Source organism: Pseudarthrobacter lactosi (assembly GCF_055412785.1).
Genome location: NZ_JBVAYS010000001.1, coordinates 163270 through 179624, shown reverse-complemented (window position 1 = coordinate 179624; position 16355 = coordinate 163270). Strand labels below are relative to the sequence as shown.

General features: G+C 65.5%; 17 protein-coding genes, 6 tRNA genes and 1 riboswitch. Of the genes, 15 read left to right on the top strand and 8 right to left on the bottom strand.

What is annotated here, in order from left to right; translation table 11 throughout:
- Positions 1 to 30: 30 nt before the first annotated feature.
- A riboswitch (FMN riboswitch) is annotated at positions 31 to 184 on the bottom strand.
- 40 nt (positions 185 to 224) lie between these two features.
- From rpe to ACZY0Q_RS00780, 6 genes are all read right to left on the bottom strand, one after another.
- Positions 225 to 905, bottom strand: a complete 681-nt coding sequence (gene rpe / locus ACZY0Q_RS00805) for a ribulose-phosphate 3-epimerase (RefSeq protein WP_463916200.1) — start codon at positions 903 to 905, stop codon at positions 225 to 227.
- 18 nt (positions 906 to 923) lie between these two features.
- Positions 924 to 2513, bottom strand: coding sequence for an RsmB/NOP family class I SAM-dependent RNA methyltransferase (locus ACZY0Q_RS00800; RefSeq protein WP_463913509.1), 1590 nt, complete (start codon positions 2511 to 2513; stop codon positions 924 to 926).
- Positions 2510 to 3430 carry a methionyl-tRNA formyltransferase gene (gene fmt, locus ACZY0Q_RS00795; protein WP_463913507.1) on the bottom strand — a complete coding sequence of 307 codons (921 nt, stop codon included), beginning with the start codon at positions 3428 to 3430 and terminating at the stop codon, positions 2510 to 2512. The genes ACZY0Q_RS00800 and fmt overlap by 4 nt, the downstream gene beginning before the upstream one ends.
- On the bottom strand, positions 3427 to 4035 hold the full coding sequence (gene def, locus ACZY0Q_RS00790; RefSeq protein WP_463913504.1) for a peptide deformylase: 609 nt from the start codon (positions 4033 to 4035) through the stop codon (positions 3427 to 3429). The genes fmt and def overlap by 4 nt, the downstream gene beginning before the upstream one ends.
- Positions 4036 to 4098: 63 nt before the next feature.
- Positions 4099 to 4959, bottom strand: a complete 861-nt coding sequence (locus ACZY0Q_RS00785) for a cytochrome (protein WP_463913501.1) — start codon at positions 4957 to 4959, stop codon at positions 4099 to 4101.
- Positions 4960 to 5053: 94 nt separating this feature from the next.
- A tRNA-Val gene (locus ACZY0Q_RS00780) sits at positions 5054 to 5125 on the bottom strand.
- Positions 5126 to 5353: 228 nt separating this feature from the next.
- On the opposite strand from ACZY0Q_RS00780, the gene ACZY0Q_RS00775 reads away from it, so the two are divergent.
- The 6 genes from ACZY0Q_RS00775 (at position 5354) to ACZY0Q_RS00750 (ending at position 6337) form a co-directional block, all read left to right on the top strand.
- Positions 5354 to 5426: transfer RNA gene (locus ACZY0Q_RS00775), tRNA-Gly, on the top strand.
- A gap of 47 nt (positions 5427 to 5473) precedes the next feature.
- A tRNA-Cys gene (locus ACZY0Q_RS00770) sits at positions 5474 to 5544 on the top strand.
- 39 nt (positions 5545 to 5583) lie between these two features.
- Positions 5584 to 5658, top strand: a tRNA-Val gene (locus tag ACZY0Q_RS00765).
- A gap of 58 nt (positions 5659 to 5716) precedes the next feature.
- Positions 5717 to 5789: transfer RNA gene (locus ACZY0Q_RS00760), tRNA-Gly, on the top strand.
- A 44-nt stretch (positions 5790 to 5833) separates the two neighbouring features.
- Positions 5834 to 5905 (top strand) — tRNA-Val (locus ACZY0Q_RS00755).
- 174 nt (positions 5906 to 6079) lie between these two features.
- Positions 6080 to 6337, top strand: coding sequence for an antitoxin (locus ACZY0Q_RS00750; protein ID WP_463913499.1), 258 nt, complete (start codon positions 6080 to 6082; stop codon positions 6335 to 6337).
- Positions 6338 to 6509: 172 nt separating this feature from the next.
- Here ACZY0Q_RS00750 and zapE read toward each other — a convergent pair whose 3' ends face one another.
- Positions 6510 to 7550 (bottom strand): cell division protein ZapE, encoded by a 1041-nt coding sequence (zapE, locus tag ACZY0Q_RS00745; protein WP_463913497.1) that lies wholly within the window; start codon positions 7548 to 7550, stop codon positions 6510 to 6512.
- Between the two features lie 215 nt (positions 7551 to 7765).
- On the opposite strand from zapE, the gene ACZY0Q_RS00740 reads away from it, so the two are divergent.
- From ACZY0Q_RS00740 to ybaK, 3 genes are read left to right on the top strand one after another with little or no spacing between them, the layout of a single operon-like run.
- Complete coding sequence (locus ACZY0Q_RS00740; protein WP_463913495.1) at positions 7766 to 8677, top strand: sulfurtransferase; 912 nt, start codon at positions 7766 to 7768, stop codon at positions 8675 to 8677.
- A gap of 10 nt (positions 8678 to 8687) precedes the next feature.
- Complete coding sequence (locus ACZY0Q_RS00735; protein ID WP_463913493.1) at positions 8688 to 9149, top strand: SufE family protein; 462 nt, start codon at positions 8688 to 8690, stop codon at positions 9147 to 9149.
- Positions 9150 to 9180: 31 nt separating this feature from the next.
- Positions 9181 to 9678, top strand: a complete 498-nt coding sequence (gene ybaK, locus ACZY0Q_RS00730) for a Cys-tRNA(Pro) deacylase (RefSeq protein WP_463913490.1) — start codon at positions 9181 to 9183, stop codon at positions 9676 to 9678.
- Here the strand turns inward: ybaK and ACZY0Q_RS00725 are convergent, their stop codons facing one another.
- Positions 9679 to 10968, bottom strand: coding sequence for an alpha/beta hydrolase family protein (locus ACZY0Q_RS00725; protein WP_463913487.1), 1290 nt, complete (start codon positions 10966 to 10968; stop codon positions 9679 to 9681). It lies immediately after the preceding gene.
- A 154-nt stretch (positions 10969 to 11122) separates the two neighbouring features.
- On the opposite strand from ACZY0Q_RS00725, the gene ACZY0Q_RS00720 reads away from it, so the two are divergent.
- The 6 genes from ACZY0Q_RS00720 to ACZY0Q_RS00695 all read left to right on the top strand — a co-directional run bounded on the left by ACZY0Q_RS00720 (position 11123) and on the right by ACZY0Q_RS00695 (position 16330).
- The gene (locus tag ACZY0Q_RS00720) at positions 11123 to 11614 is read left to right on the top strand and encodes a hypothetical protein (protein ID WP_463913484.1); all 492 of its coding nucleotides are present in this window, start codon (positions 11123 to 11125) and stop codon (positions 11612 to 11614) included.
- Between the two features lie 14 nt (positions 11615 to 11628).
- Positions 11629 to 12138, top strand: coding sequence for a peptide-methionine (R)-S-oxide reductase MsrB (msrB, locus tag ACZY0Q_RS00715; RefSeq protein WP_463913481.1), 510 nt, complete (start codon positions 11629 to 11631; stop codon positions 12136 to 12138).
- 154 nt (positions 12139 to 12292) lie between these two features.
- Positions 12293 to 13660 carry a DUF6421 family protein gene (locus ACZY0Q_RS00710; protein WP_463913478.1) on the top strand — a complete coding sequence of 456 codons (1368 nt, stop codon included), beginning with the start codon at positions 12293 to 12295 and terminating at the stop codon, positions 13658 to 13660.
- Positions 13657 to 14418 (top strand): SDR family oxidoreductase, encoded by a 762-nt coding sequence (locus tag ACZY0Q_RS00705; protein WP_463913475.1) that lies wholly within the window; start codon positions 13657 to 13659, stop codon positions 14416 to 14418. Before ACZY0Q_RS00710 ends, ACZY0Q_RS00705 begins: the two co-directional genes overlap by 4 nt.
- An 84-nt stretch (positions 14419 to 14502) precedes the next feature.
- On the top strand, positions 14503 to 15618 hold the full coding sequence (locus tag ACZY0Q_RS00700) for a threonine aldolase family protein (protein WP_463916199.1): 1116 nt from the start codon (positions 14503 to 14505) through the stop codon (positions 15616 to 15618).
- Positions 15619 to 15679: 61 nt separating this feature from the next.
- Complete coding sequence (locus ACZY0Q_RS00695; RefSeq protein ID WP_463913472.1) at positions 15680 to 16330, top strand: DUF3000 domain-containing protein; 651 nt, start codon at positions 15680 to 15682, stop codon at positions 16328 to 16330.
- Positions 16331 to 16355: the final 25 nt, after the last annotated feature.

Here is a 16355-nt window from a genome sequence, read left to right as displayed (position 1 = left end):
GCAGCGCCACAGGGCGCCGCAGATACAGCTGTACGTGCTTCTCTCATCCAGACTTTAACTGTCGGTACCGGAATTTCACCAGTTCAACCGTCCGCCGGTTCCTTCCCCGAAGGGGAAAGCGCCGGCTCGCGGGTCGCGGACTGTCACCGCCGGTTCGGACTTACACCGACCCCGGAGCACGTATTGTGTGTTGCTATTGTGCCATAACCACAAGGTGGCCCAGACTATTCCGCGGACGCAGCACGTAACTTCATGCTGCCGGCTTCGCGGAGCCGTCCGATGGCTGCAGCCGGGTCTTCGGCGCCGTAAACAGCCGAACCCGCAACAAAGACGTTCGCGCCTGCTTCGGCCGCCCGCAGAATGGTTTCCTCGGTAATACCGCCGTCCACCTGGATGGCGACATTGATTCCGGAGCCGTCAATGGCTGCCCGTGCCCTGCGGATCTTGGGCAGGGTGAAGTCCAGGAACGCCTGGCCGCCGAACCCCGGCTCCACGGTCATGATCAGGAGCATGTCCAGTTCTTCGAGCATGTCCAGGTAGGGTTCCACGGCCGTGGCAGGGCGCAGCGCCATGCCGGCCTTGGAGCCGCGGGCCCTCAGTTCGCGGGCCAGTTTGACCGGGGCAATCGAGGCTTCAGCGTGGAAGGTAACGGAGGCCAGCCCGGCGTCGGCGAACCCCGGCGCCCAGCGGTCGGCGTCGGAGATCATCAGGTGGGCGTCCAGCGGGACGGGGCTGACCGCCTGGATGCGCTGGACCACGGGCAGGCCCAAGGTGAGGTTGGGGACAAAGTGGTTGTCCATAACATCCACGTGCACGGCGTCAGCGTTGCTGATGCGCTGCAGTTCGGCTTCGAGGTTGACGAAATCGGCGGACAGGATGCTGGGGTTGATGCAGCATTGCGGCATGGGGGAACCTTTCACGGGTCAGGCCTTCTTCCGGATGAGGGCCAGGAACATGGCATCGGTGCTGTGGATGTGCGGCCAGAGTTGCGCCGTGGAATCGTGGCCGGCGCCCAGGTTTCCGGTCAGGCTCACACTGTCCAGCACCGCACCGGCGTCGAGTAGTTCCAGGTCATCACGCTTCCGGAGGGCATCGCTGACCACTGCCGTGGTTTCGGCCGGGTGGGGTGAACAGGTGACGTAGGCAACCACGCCGCCGGGGCGGACGGCGTCCAGCGCCGATTTCAGCAGGGCACGCTGCAGTGGCCCCAGATCCGCGAGGTCCTTGGGGGTGCGACGCCAGCGGGACTCCGGCCTGCGGCGCAGCGCACCAAGCCCGCTGCAGGGGACATCCACGAGGACCCGGTCAAAGGACTCGGGCTGCTCTGTGCCGAGGTCGCGGCCGTCGCCGGTCCGGACGCGCCAGACGTCCCTGGGAACGGCGGACAGCGCCTGGCTGACGAGCTTGGCACGGTGCGGGGCAGGTTCATTGGCGAGCAGTGTGGCACCCTGGGCGTTGGCCAGCGCGCCCAGCAGGGCGGCCTTGCCGCCGGGGCCGGCGCACAGGTCCAGCCAGGTTTCGTTCCGGTGTACTGCTCCAGCGCCCTCGGTGGGATCGAGGTCCACGGCCGCCATGGCGCGGGCCACCAGCTGGGAGCCCACATCCTGGACGCGCGTGCTGCCTTCCCGGATGGAGGCGAGGCGGCCCAGGTCTCCGCCGCTGGAGAGCGCCGAACCTTCAACGAGTTCACCCAGTGTGGCCCCGCCTTCCAGGGCTTCATCCAGGCTGCCCAGGCCCGGCAGCGCCACGAGGTTAACCACCGGAGCTTCGTTATCGGCTTCCAGCAGGTCATTGATTTCAGCGGCTGACCGCCCGTGGGCCACCAAGGACTGACGCATCGCCCGGACGATCCATTCGGGGTGTGCGTAGCGGAGGGATGCGATGGTGGTTTCGTCGGTTTCGCCGGCGACGAGGACCTCCAGCCACTCCTCCAGCGTGTGTGCAGTCACCTTCCGCAGCACAGCATTGATCAGGGCGGAGGGTCCGGCGCCGATGACGGCGCGGGCCAGGCCCACGGTCTGATCCAAGGCGGCGTGGGCCGGGACGCGCATAGCCAGCAGCTGATGGGTGCCGATCCGCAGGGCATCGAGAATGGCCGGGTCAAGCTGGTCCAACGGCCGGTCAACGCAGCGGGCCAGGATGGCATCGTAGGTGCCCTGGCCACGCAGGGCCCCGTAGCTGAGCTCGGTGGCGAAGCCGGCGTCGCGCTTGTCCAGGCCATGATGGCGGATGCGGGACGGGAGCACCAGGTTGGCATAGGCGTCCTCGGCGGCTACCGCGCGCAGGACTTCAAAAGCCACCAGCCGCGCTGGATCCGCCCGGCGGGTCCGCTGCGCCGGGGCGTTTTCCGTGAAGCTCCGCTGGGAGGGGCGGTTACGTTCGCGGCCCTGGGCGTTGCGCTGGCTGGAATCCCGTGGGCCGCCTTTGCCCCGCCCGCTGTTGCCCCGCCCGCCGCCTGCGGCGCCGCTTCCGCTGCCGCCCCTGCCGCCTGCACTACCGCCGGATTCGCTCATTCGAAGACCACGCTTTCCAGTGTTGCCATGCCACGCGCCCAGTCGGCGGCGGCCATCATCTTTTTGCCCGAAGGCTGGATCCTCGTCAGCTCCACAGCATGGGATCCGGTGCCCACCAGGACGCACTTCCCGTCGAGGAACACCGCGCCGGGCTTCAAGTTGGTGTCACCTGGCCGGAGGCGGACGGGTTCGAGTTTGACACGCTGTCCGTCCAAGGTGGTCCAGGCACCGGGCTCGGGGGTTACGCCACGGGCGCGCCTGCCGATCGCCAGAGCGGGCTGCTTCCAGTCGAGCCGGCCGTCATCGATGGTCAGTTTGGGGGCCAGTGAAACGTCGCCGACCTGCGGCTGCGCAGCTGCCCTCCCGGCCTCAACGGCGGACAGCGTCTGCGCAAGGAGCACAGCCCCGCTGTGGGACAGCCGCTCCAGCAGCGCTCCGGCGGTGTCTTCCGGGCCAACGCCCTCGGTCAGCGTTCCGAAGACCGGGCCCGTGTCCAAACCTTCTTCCAACAGGAAAGTGACAGCACCGGTGATGTCGTCACCAGCCATCACTGCCCGCTGCACGGGGGCAGCGCCACGCCATGCGGGAAGCAGGGAAAAGTGCAGATTGATCCAACCGTGCGGGGGAACATCCAGGGCGGCGCGCGGAATCAGCCCGCCGTAGGCCACGATGGCGGCCACGTCCGGCGTGGCCGCGGCGATTTTCGCCGTCACGGCCTCGTTAACGCGGGTGGCGTGGATGACGTCGATCCCCATCTCCGCGGCGCGTGCGGCAACGGGCGACGGCGTCAGCACCCGTTTGCGCCCAATCGGCGCGTCGGGACGGGTCAGGACAGCAACGATCTCAAAACCGGCCTCAACGAGGGCATCAAGGGACGGGACAGCCACGGCGGGGGTGCCCGCAAAAAGTACCCTCATGTGGTGGCGCCGCCGCCGAAGCTGCCGCCCCCGGTGCCTGTGCCCCCAAAGCTCGCGCCCCCGAAACTGGACCCGACCGTCTTGGCGCGCTTCGTCGTCGTGCGTTCCGTAATAGCCTCATAGTTGGCATTGCGGATGGAGCGCAGCGCCGTCTTCCGGTCCTCGCCCTCCAGCCTGTCAGTGAAGAGGATGCCGTCCAGGTGGTCCGTCTCGTGCTGGAAGCAACGGGCCAGCATGCCTTCGCCCTCCACAGCGACAGGATTCCCGTCAAGGTCCACGCCGGTGGCGCGGGTTGCGCGGAAACGGCGGACCGGGAACGCGAGGCCAGGAATGGACAGGCAACCCTCAACCTGGTCCGCCTGGTAGTCCTCGCTGCTTTCCAGGACCGGATTGATGATGTGGCCCTCCACGCCGTCAATCCGGTAGGTGAAGACCCGCTGGCTGACACCAATCTGGGGGGCTGCGAGGCCGGCGCCGTCCACGTCCTCCATGGTTTCCATCATGTCCGCAACCAGCTTGGTGAGCTCAGGACCGAATTCCGTCACGGGATCGGCCACTGTGCGGAGCACGGGATCGCCGATGATGCGGATATTCAGAATGGCCATGTGCTGTCTTTCCTCACGGTGGGGGTTATTGGGGAACCTATCCAGTTTAGGTGCAGGGGCACGCTAGGCGCTGCGGGCCTGCGAGGAGACAGGCGGAGCCACCGGAAGAAGCGCGGAACCGGCGGCGAGCGTATCGGCGGACAGTTCCCAGACCCGGCGCAGGGCGCAGAACTTCCACCAGTGGTGTTTGAGGACGTCGGGGTTGGCGCGGACCGGACGGACTTCCGTCTCGCCGATGGCCACCGCCAACAGGAGCGGGTTCTCGCCGTACTTCCAGGGCTCCCATTCCCCGGCCACCGGGTCCACGAGGCTTTCTTCGGCCTTCATGCCGGCGACCAGTTGCATCACCACCTTGTCGTCCAGCGGCTTGACGGTGCCGTCCCGCGTGGTGCCTTTGGTCTTGTAATCAATGACGCAGATGCGGCCGTTGATTTTGGCCACGAGGTCCAGAGTCCCGGCGTAGCCCACTGACTTGTTCCAGACGGTGATTTCAGGTGCGATGGGCTGCACGGCGTAGAGCTCCCACCACTCGTCGAACCGCACGGCAAAGCCTTCCTCGCCGTTGGCTGCCAGGGCCTCGCGGGTTTCCTTCATGGTGTGCGGCCGGCCCAGGGCCCGGAGTGCAACCTGCTCGCAGTAATTATGGACGCGGTCACCACGTTTGGCGGCGTCGTCCCGGTAGATTTCTGCTGCCTTTGAGGCCCGGTTGACGGCCTGCCGGATTTTCGCCGGGCTGCCCAGCGAGTCGGCCAGCAGCGGATCCTTCGCCAGGCTGCTGGCGCCCATGTAACCGAACCAGCCGTCCAGTCCGTGCGGCTGCTGGCCGATGACGGTGGTGATGGACGGAACGGAGAACTGCTCGGAGGTGGACCGCGCATACATGCGGCCGTATTCCGTGGCGTGGGCAAGGAGTGGATCAGTCATACAAAGACTCTTTCACAAGGGGCTGACAGAATGGCGGGCACACAAAAAAGGTCCGTTTCCGCTCGGCTGAGCGGAAACGGACCAGATTCCTCGGTGGGCGATACTGGGTTCGAACCAGTGACCTCTTCGGTGTGAACGAAGCGCGCTACCACTGCGCCAATCGCCCCGATGCCTTTGAATGCTAGCCGACCCGGCGGGGTTTATGGAAATCGAGCCGGAACCTAGCTCGAATTACACACTTGTAATTAGAAAAATCCCCTAGATTGCAGGGATGCAGGGGCATTGCCGGCGTTGAAGCACGTTCGATTTGGAGAATCCCTGAACCTCCTATAGAGTTCTTACTCGTTGGAACGCGAGGAAATGCCCGAAACGGCAGGGATTCAGCGGCCCAAATGCGGACGTAGCTCAGCTGGTAGAGCACCACCTTGCCAAGGTGGATGTCGCGAGTTCGAATCTCGTCGTCCGCTCGCAGGACACTGTCACGGCAAGGATTTTTCGAAATCGGAGCTTACACGGTGGGTTGGCCGAGAGGCGAGGCAGCGGCCTGCAAAGCCGTTCACACGGGTTCGAATCCCGTACCCACCTCGGTGAAAACCATGGATTCCGGTTCACGCCGGACGAAATGGGCGATTGGCGCAGCGGTAGCGCGCTTCCCTGACACGGAAGAGGTCACTGGTTCGATCCCAGTATCGCCCACCAAGCAAGGAAACTTGCTTCATGCAGTACGCCAGGCCACCGGCCAGGATGTACTTCATACGCGGACGTAGCTCAGCTGGTAGAGCACCACCTTGCCAAGGTGGATGTCGCGAGTTCGAATCTCGTCGTCCGCTCTCTACCCCAGTAATAAATCCGAAATGGCCGGACTTCCGGTTCCGGGCGATTGGCGCAGCGGTAGCGCGCTTCCCTGACACGGAAGAGGTCACTGGTTCGATCCCAGTATCGCCCACACACAGCAGCTCCCCGTGAGCTGCTTTTTTATTTGCGCATCGTCGTCGGGTTTAGCCCTCAATCCGCTGCTGGCGAACGTGCAGAACGTCCGATTACCTTGGCATGCCTTGCAGACAAGGCTAGGATCGGTTGCGGAGGAGCGAACTGGCTCCGCGATTGAAGGGAGGTGCTCGTGGGACTGATTGACGATCTTAAGGGCAAGGCTCAGGGTCTCATCCACGGCAACGAGCAGGCCATCAAGGACGGCATCACGAAAGCCGGCGATTTCGTCGACTCAAAGACTGGCGGCAAGTACGCCGGTCACGTGGACAAAGTCCAGGAGGGCGCTTCCAAGCTCGTTGACAAGAACGACGGAACACCCGGCGCGACACCTGCCACCGAGCAGGTTCCGCCAGTCAACCCGGTTCCGCCGGTTGACAAGGCTCCGTAACAAGGATTTGGCCAGGGCATTGCCCTAGCACGTCAAGGGGGTGCAGGTCCCGCCGGGAGGCGGCACCTGCACCTTTGGCGTTTAAGGGTCACTAGGAACAAACGCGGGGTCATATGTTGCCCCTCCGACACCTCCGGATGAGCAATATATGACCCCGCGTTGCGTCAGGTGCCTAGGACGGCTCGTGGTTCTGGCCCTCGCGGGCCAATGCGGTCAGGCGGGACACCGCACGGAAATACTTCTTGGTGTAGCCGCCGTGCATCATCTCGTCCGTGAAGAGCTTGTCGAAGGGAACGCCACTGGCCAGGATGGGCACATCCTTGTCGTACAGACGGTCCGCCAACACCACGAACCGAAGTGCCACGGCCTGTTCGGTGATGGTCTCCACGTTGCGCCACACAACGCCGTCGATGCCGTCGATGAGCTGCCGGTAACGGCTCGGATGGACACCGGCAAGGTGGCCGATCAGTGAACTGAATTCGTCCTCCGCCACGGTCTTGCCGTCGAACTCGGCCTTCATCTGTGCAGCGAGCTGGCTGTTCTTCAGCGGTGCCGGGGCGGCGGGCAGGCCACGGTGGCGGAAATCCTCGCCGTCGATCCTGATGACATCGAACTGGTCCGCCAGGACCTGGATTTCACGGGCGAAGTCGACGGCGGCAAAGCGACCGTCACCCAACGAACCCGGCAGGGTGTTCGACGTCGCAGCAAGCTTGACGCCGGCGTCGGCCAGTTCACGCATCAGACGGGACATCAGCACGGTGTCGCCCGGATCATCCAGCTCGAATTCGTCAATGCAGACCAGCTTGTAGTGGCTCAGGGCCTCAACTGTCTTGCGGAAGGACAGTGCCCCCACCAGGTTGGTGTATTCCACAAACGTACCGAAGGCTTTGGGGCCCGGCGCGGCATGCCACAGCGAGGCCAGGAGGTGGGTTTTTCCGACGCCGAATCCGCCGTCGAGATAAATCCCCGCCCTGGTAGCCACTTTTTTCTTGGCGAAGAGCTTCTTGAACAGGCCGTCGCCGTCGCCGGCTCCAACTCCTCCGGCGAACGCTTCCAGGGCCTTGACCGCCGCCGCCTGGGACGGCTGGTTCGGGTCGGGCCGGTAACTGGCAAAGGAGACCTGGCCAAACCGTGGGGACGGATAAAAACCCTTGAGGAGTTCATCCACCGAAACCGCCGGAGTGCGGGCGGCAAGCTGTTCGATCTGTACCAAGGTGGTCCGTTCTGCTGGTGGGTTGTCCCCAGAAAGAATACCGGCAATGGCCCGGGCCTCCCCCGCCATCAAGCCGGCACAGGCCATTGCGTGACGAAGGCCATATTTCCCACTGTTAACAAGGAGGCGGACAGGGCCGCCGCCCGTGGCTAGGGTGAGAGGCAGGTTTTCCTTCTTCAGCAGATCCGCCCTGTGTCTCAGTGAAAGGCCAATACATGTCCTACGCAGTTGAACAAAACGAGAAGTTCGCCGCCTACGCCAATCCGGAGCGTCTGGTATCCACAGAGTGGCTTGCCGCCGCACTTGAGGCCGGCGCACTGGGGGACGGAAAGCTGGTGGTGGTCGAGTCCGATGAGGACGTCCTCCTTTACGAGACCGGCCACATCCCTGGATCCGTCAAAATTGACTGGCACACGGACCTTAATGATGAAGTGACGCGCGATTACGTCAACGGCGAGGCATTCGCAGCCCTGGCCGCTGCCAAGGGCATCTCCCGCGACAGCACGGTGGTCATCTACGGGGACAAGTCCAACTGGTGGGCCGCCTATGCCCTCTGGGTCTTCACGCTGTTCGGGCACGAGGATGTCCGGCTGCTCGACGGCGGCCGGGACAAGTGGATTGCCGAAGGACGCGACCTGACCACGGACCGGACTGCCCCGGTGCCCGGCGACTACCCACTGGTGGAGCGCAACGACGCCCCCATCCGGGCGTTCAAGGATGATGTCCTGGCACACTTCGGCAAGCCGCTGATCGATGTACGCTCCCCCGAGGAATACACCGGCCAGCGGACCCACATGCCGGCCTACCCGGAAGAAGGTGCACTCCGCGGCGGCCACATTCCCACGGCAGCATCCATTCCCTGGGCACGTGCCGCTGCGCCGGACGGAACCTACCGCAGCCGGGACGAGCTCGAAGCCCTTTACCTGGGTGAGGCCGGCCTGACCGCAGGCGACGACGTGGTGGCCTACTGCCGCATCGGCGAGCGTTCCAGCCACACCTGGTTCGCGCTCAAGTACCTGCTGGGCTTTGAAACTGTCCGGAACTACGACGGTTCCTGGACTGAGTGGGGCAACGCCGTCCGGGTTCCCATCGCCAAGGGCGCGGAGCGCGGCACGGTCCCGGCGTAAACTGGAACAGATGACTACACATGACCTGCCCGCCGCGCTGGCGGAAATCGTCGATGACTTCCAGGCCCTGACCGAACATGATCGGCTTCAGTTGCTTCTTGAGTTCTCGCGCGAACTACCGGAATTGCCTGACCGGCTGAAGGACCACCCCGAACTCCTGGAGCAGGTGGTGGAATGCCAGTCGCCGCTGTTCCTGACCATCGAGACGGAAAAGAACGACGCCGGCACGGCCGATGCGTTCCGGCTCTACTTCAAGGCGCCACCGGAAGCCCCCACCACGCGGGGTTTCGCCGGCGTGCTGCATGAGGGACTCGACGGACTCAGCGCGGCTGAAATCCTGGGTGTGCCGGACGATATGCCGGAGCTGCTCGGCCTGACGCGGGCCATCACGCCACTGCGGATGCGCGGCATGACCGCCATGCTGGGACGGATCAAGCGCAAGGTCGCCGCGACGTCCCGGCCCGCGTCCTGATCCCCGCTCCCCGAACCGATAACTGAGCGCTTTGGGACGCAAGAGTTCTTCGACAGGAACGCCGGCCACAGCCGCACTGGCTGCGGCCGGCGTTCCTTTTGTGCTGCATCCGTATGCCCACGATCCTTCGGCACCCAGCTACGGCGCCGAAGCGGCCGAAGCGTTGGGAATCGCTCCGGAGAAGGTCTTCAAGACCCTCATGGTGGAAGTGGAAGGTCGGCTGGCTGTGGGGGTGGTGCCGGTCAGCGGCAACCTTGACCTGAAGGCATTCGCCGCCGCCGTGGGCGCCAAGAAGGCCTCGATGGCAGACCCCGTGGCCGCGGAACGCCGCACCGGCTACGTCCTTGGCGGGATCTCGCCGCTGGGCCAGCGCCAGTCATCACCCACGGTGGTGGACAGCAGCGCCCTGGAGCTGGGGACCATGCTGGTGTCCGGTGGCAAGCGCGGGCTGGACGTTGAGCTGGCGCCGGCCGACCTCATCCGGCTGACAGCAGCCGTGACGGCCGCGATCGGCACCCGCACACGCTAGTTACCTCGACGGCTGGGTTTCCTCCGGGCGGTTCTGGCCGGGGTTAAGCCGCGGAGCCAACTGGGGCCGGAGCCAGGCCTTGATCAGGTTCTCCCAGCGCTCGGGATCCACGTTCCATTCCTTGGTGTGCCTGGCATGGTTGAACGTTTCGAACGTGACCATGTCCGGATTCCGCTCCGCCAGCAGGGCGGATGGTTCGTAGGGCACGTACTCGTCATCAACGCTGTGGATGATCAGCGTGGGTGTCCGGACTTCCACGGCGCGCGCCACCCAGTCCATGGCTTTGAGGTCCACGGGTGCGGCCAATCCGGTGAGCCTCCTGCCCACGGGGTGGCCCAGCATCAGCTGCCCGTATCGGCCCACCAGGGACGGAATGCGGTTGATCTGCGCGTGGTGGGCCAGCACATTGACCCAGTTGATGACGGGCGCGTCCAGGACCATGGCCCGGATCAGGTGACGGTGCGGGGAGAGATCGGCCGTCTGCAGGCAGATGGCGCCGCCCATGGACCAGCCGAAGAGGACAATTTCCTCTGCGCCGTTGGCCAGGGCGAACTCGATGGCGGCCTCCACGTCATGCCATTCCGTGGATCCCAGGCCGTACCGGCCATCTTCGGCCGACGGCGCCAACCCGTCGTTCCGGTAAGAAACCAACAGGCTGGTAAGCCCCAGTTCCAGGGCGGGTCCGACCGCCCGGAGAGCCTCCTGGCGGGTTGCGCCGCGGCCGTGAACCATGACTGCCCAGGTCCGGGCCGTACCGCCGGCCCGGACCAGCCACGCCGGTGCCGTACCGCCGTCGACGTCGATCAGCACGTCCTCGGCATCAAAGCCGGCGGTGGCGGGATCCGGATAGAGCGCGCCGCTCCACCAGCCGCGGCGGGCCGTATCGAGATCGCCGGCATAGACTGCTTCCACTTCGCGCAGGACGGTGCCGTCTGCGGGCGCATAGGACACGATCCGACCGATCCGCGCGTGCCCCTTGCCGCCGTCGAAAAACAAGCCATAGACACCTGCCACCGTGGTCTCCGGTGTGGCTTTCAGGATGACCTGCCGGCCGCCGCCTTCCCGGAGCACAGCCAGGACCTCCTGGTCCGACGTCCGCTGCCGGACGGGAGTGATCACGCGCCTGGCAAAGTACAGCGCCAGCGCGGAGGAGCCTGTGGCCAGGAGGCCGGCAAGGGCCCCGCCGCCAATGATGCCGCCGAGCGCCCATTTGGCGCGCAACGACATTCGGCCGTCGGCCTGGATCGGAACTGCCGCCGTCAACGTGGGGGTGCGCGTGGAAGGTGCCATGGAACCATTCTTACTGCCGCAGGCGGGTTGACCATATTCCGTCCGGCACGTGGCGCTTGAATTCTGCTGGCCCCGAGTACACCGCGCACCGCGCCGCAACCACTGGGCTGCCCAAATGGATGCAGGCGCCGGTGCACACGACTAGGCTGATCCCATGAGCGATCCAATCGTCATCCTGACCGAAGAACCCCTGGGCGCGGATGACCGCGTCAACATAGAACGCCTGGTGGACGGCCAGGACACGCCCCTTGTCCTACTGGTTCCAGGGAACACTGAACGGCATCTGCTGGTGGATTTTCTTGAGAATCTCTCCCTGCTGGACGTAGTTAAGGCGTTCCGCGAACTGACCGCCCACTCTCCGGACCCCTCCGTTGAACGGGCCGAGGCTGCAGAGACGCTGGCCGTCTCGCTGGCTGCCCTGGGTGGGCTGGGCGCCGGAGTCACGGGCCAGGTAGTGGACGGTGGCGCCGTCAAAGGCCTCGTGGCCAAGGTCAAGGAGCTCGGCGCAGCCCAGGCTGTGGTGATCACCCGGCCGCACGCAGTTGCGGATACGTTCCACACCGACTGGGCCAACAAAGCCCAGGACCAGCTGGGGCTCCCCGTTCTCCACCTGTACGCCGGTTCGGGATTTATCGGCGACTCCTGAGCGTTGAGCTGACTATGAGCATCTTTGGTAAGAACATCTTCGAGATCAAGGCCGCGGATTCGGTCCCGGATCCGGCCGCCGACGCCGCCGCTGAGGAACCCGCATACCGGAAATCCGACGCCGAGTGGCGGCAGGAACTCACGCCGGAGGAGTACCACGTGCTGCGGCAGGCCGGTACGGAGCGCCCCTTCACCGGCGAGTACGTGGACACCCATACGGAGGGTGTCTACCAGTGCCGTGCCTGCGGAACCGAGCTCTTCAGGAGCAACGAAAAGTTCGACTCGCATTGCGGGTGGCCGTCCTTCTGGGCACCGCTGGCCGAAGGCACCGTCCGCTACATCCACGACCGGACGCTCGGCATGAAGCGCGTGGAAGTACGGTGCGCGCACTGTGACTCGCACCTGGGCCACGTATTCGAGGGTGAAGGCTACGGCACACCCACGGACCAGCGCTTCTGCATAAATTCCGTGTCCCTGAAGCTGGTGCCGCGCGGCGCTGCGGGGGAAGAATCCACGGGGTCCTAGGTCCACCAGCCGTGGCTCCGCCTACATCTGGCGGAGCCACGGGACGCCTCGAGCCCGAGAGTTTCTTATGCTCAGGCGCTATTTGAGTTAGGGACTCTGGTTGCTTGCTACGCTCGCCGTAGATGCCCCAAGCAATGAGAAAGGCAGTCGCACCATGACCGTCACCGTGACCGGCGCCCCACCAAGGATCACCGCCGAAAATTCCGCCTGGCTCCGCCTCCGGAGCGCCACCGAGTCCCTGCAGGAGCTGCAGATCCAGGACGGCTCCGTCCCTGACGCGGACCACCACGCAGCCGCAACGGCCGAGGTTGCCGAGATCACGGAGTCCCTCACCGAACTGGCACCGCTGTTCCCGCACGACGCGGCCTACCTTGACGCCGTCGTCGCTGATTTCCAGGCGTGGGCCAAGGCGGGGTTCGGTGTGCCCGACTTCTTGGCGTCCCTGCTGGCGTTCCAGCCACAACTGCAGCGCCAGGATGGCCTGCAGCATGTTGTCATCTTCCCCATGTACACGCAGAACGGAAGCAGCAGCCGGCTGGTGGAGGCCGTGCTGATCGAGGTCATCTGGCCCGATTTTGTGGCCGGCCTTGAGGCCGGGGAGTATTCCAACAAGCTCTTTGTGCCCATCCGGTTCCTGGACTTCACCCGCGGCTACAACACCAACTCTGCGGTGCTGTTCCCCGAAACCGTGGCCGTCCGGCAAACACCCACCTTCACCTGGGGCGCAATTTTTGCGGACCGTGAAGCTGCCCGGTTCCGCCGCGTCTTGCAGGCGGCCGCGGACATCACTTCCCTGGAGCTGCCCGCGGGTGCCGCGGAACTCCTGGCGGACCAGGAACTGACCGAGGCCACGTTTGTGATGTGGGACCTGATCCATGACCGGACCCACATGCGCGGCGACCTGCCCTTTGACCCGTTTATGATCAAACAGCGGATGCCTTACTTCCTGTATTCGCTGGAAGAACTGCGCTGCGACCTCACAGCATTCCGGGAATCCGTCCGGATCGAACAGGACGAAGAAGCCGGGCCCGAAGCACGACGGCACGCGAAACTGGTCCAGTACGCCATCATCTTCGACCGGATCTTCCGCTTTGCGATCACCGGCAACCGCGTGCGCAACTACGACGGCCTCGGCGGGCAACTGCTCTTCGCCTGGCTGCACCAGCACCACGTCCTGCACTGGACCGACAGCCGGCTGAGCATCGACTGGGACCAGGTGGCGGACGCGGTGATCGCCCTCGGCGCGTCGATCGACGAGCTCTACTGGCGCTCCATTGACCGGCCGAAGATGGCCCATTGGCTTGCCGCGTACCAGCTGATCTCCGCCACAGTCACGCCCAACCCCGCATCAGCCTGGGCCAAAGGCCCCGACGCGCTCCCTGTTGCCGGTCCGCCGCGCGGCCTGACGGACCAGGTACTGGATGACGAATTTCCGCTGTCCATGTTCTACGAAGCCTTGGAGAAGAAAATGCGACCGGTCATTGAATCCACTGCCGGCATCACCGGAGCGTCCGCGCTGTGAGCGAACCCGGCGGCCCGCCCGTTCTTCCTGTTCCGGACCTCGCCCCAGCACTGAACGTCCTGGTAACGGGCGGTAGCGGACCGTCCGGGATCGCGGTGGCCCGGGCATTGCACGAGGCAGGGTTCCGGGTGTTCACGGTCGGCTCCGACAGGACGCGCATCGATGCCGCCGCAACCAAGGCGGGCGACGGCGTCACTCCCCTGGTGTGCGATCTCGCGGATCCCGCTGACGTTCAGGCCCTCCGGAAAACCCTGGCGGGCACCGCCGGATCGATGGACGGAGTTATCCACCTTGTGGGTGGCTGGCGCGGGGCTGCGGGCATTACGGACCAGAGCGACGCCGACTGGGACTTCCTGGAGCGCGGCGCCATCACCACGCTCAGGAACGTCTCCCGGGCCTTCTACGCCGACCTGGCCGCAGCTGGAACCGGACGGTTTGCCATGGTTTCCTCCACCGCGGTGGACAAGCCCACTGCCGCGACGGCCAGCTACGTGGCGGTGAAAGCCGCCGCGGAGACCTGGACACTTGCCATGGCGGAGGGACTGGCCCGCGGGGCCGCGGATGAGGGCACCGCCTTGCGCGGCGCCGCCGTCGTCCTGGTGGTCAAAGCGCTGGTGGACGCAGAACTCCGGAAGGCGCACCCGGAACGGACCTTCCCCGGCGCCACCGACGTCGAGGACCTGGCCGCCGCCGTCGTCGGCCTGTTCAGCCGCCCCGCGGCCGAACTGAACGGCCGGCGCCTGCTCCTGATCCTCTGACCCTCTGACCGCAACATCCCCTGACGGCCTGGCCCCCTGACCGGCCGGACCCGCCCTCCCTAGACTGAGAACGTGAGCAAAGCAATGACAACAACGGCAGATGCCGCCCCCCGGCTTGAAACTCCCACCGCCCGGCTGCATGACGCGTCCGTCCGCGGTTTCGCCTCGGACAACTACTCCGGTGTGCACCCCGAGGTTTTAGCCGCCCTCGCGGCCGCCAACGAGGGCCATCAGGTGTCCTACGGCGAGGACGACTACACGGCACGGCTGCAAGTGCTGATGGAGGAGCACTTCGGCGCCGGCATCGAATGCTTCCCCGTGTTCAACGGCACCGGGGCCAACGTGCTGTCCCTGCAGTCGCTGCTCCCGCGCTGGGGTGCTGTGGTGTGCGCTTCGACCGCACACATCAACATGGACGAAAACGGCGCTCCGGAACGGATCGGCGGGATCAAACTCCTGCACGTCCCCACCCCCGACGGCAAGCTGACGCCGGAACTGATCGACCGCGAGGCGTGGGGCTGGGGCGACGAACACCGGGCCCAGCCGCTGGCGGTGTCCATTACCCAGACCACCGAGCTTGGCACCTGCTACACCCCGGATGAGGTCCGGGCCATCGCGGAGCATGCCCACGCCAAGGGCATGAAACTCCACATGGACGGCGCGCGGCTGGCCAACGCCGCCGCGCACCTGAACGTGCCGCTGCGGGCTTTCACGCGCGACGCCGGGGTGGACATCCTCTCCTTCGGCGGCACCAAAAACGGGCTGCTGTACGGCGAGGTGGTGGTGGCACTGAACCCTGAAGCGGCCCACGGCCTGAAATTCCTGCGCAAGATGAACATGCAGCTCGCCTCCAAAATGCGTTTCCTGTCAGCCCAGTTCATCGCCCTGCTGGAAGGCGATCTGTGGCTCCGTTCGGCGTCGCACGCCAACGCCATGGCCGCCCGCCTCCGCGCCGCTGTGGACACGATCGAGGGCGTGGAGCCCACGCAGAAGACCGAGTCCAACGGCGTGTTCGCCGTCCTGCCCGCCGGCATAGCTGACCGGCTACGCGACTCTTTCCGCTTCTATGACTGGGATGAAGCCGCCCGCGAGGTCCGCTGGATGTGCTCGTTCGACACGAGCGAAGACGACGTCGACGCCTTTGTGGCCGCGATCCGACGGGAACTTGCGGCCCACCACGCGGGCACGCAAGCCGGATAGCATGGACCGGCCGACGGCGAGCCTGCACTGCCCGCCCCCCGCTGTTGCGTAATCTGCGAAGGTGAACGCACTAGCCGCGGTTCCCCCGGAATTTCTCCACGCCTTGGGAACCCTCAGGAAGGCCCAATGCCGCAGTGAGCTACGCCTGGCGGAAATTCCCGCCCCGGCTCGCCTGGCCCCGTTCGCCGTGGCACTCGGGGCAGAGGTCATGGCGTCCGGACCGGGCAGCGGCACCACTCCCGTTCACGGGCCCGCCGCCATGGCCCTGGCCGCGGCGTCCGGCACCGAGGACGACGACGACACCGAGCTCGCCACTGGCCGTTTCATCCTGCTGCACGACCCCGACGGTTCAGCGGTCTGGGACGGCGAATTCCGGATTGTCACCTATATCCGGGCCCAGCTTGAACCCGAAATGGGCAACGACGAAATGCTGGGCACCGTCGCCTGGACCTGGCTGGTGGAGGCCCTGGAGAATCACAAGGCCCCCTACCGGGCGGCTGGCGGGACCGCCACCCGCGTCCTGTCGGAGAGCTTTGGAACACTCTCTGACCGGCCCGGGTCGATCGACATCGAGCTGCGCGCCTCCTGGACTCCGGCGTCGTCGGACGTCGCCGCCCACCTGGAGGCATGGTCAGACATGGTCTGTACGTTCGCCGGCCTCCCCCCTCTGCCCGACGGCGTCGCGGCCCTTCCGCGCCGGCGCCGGAACTAGGACTGCCCCTTGTCGGTAAACTGAA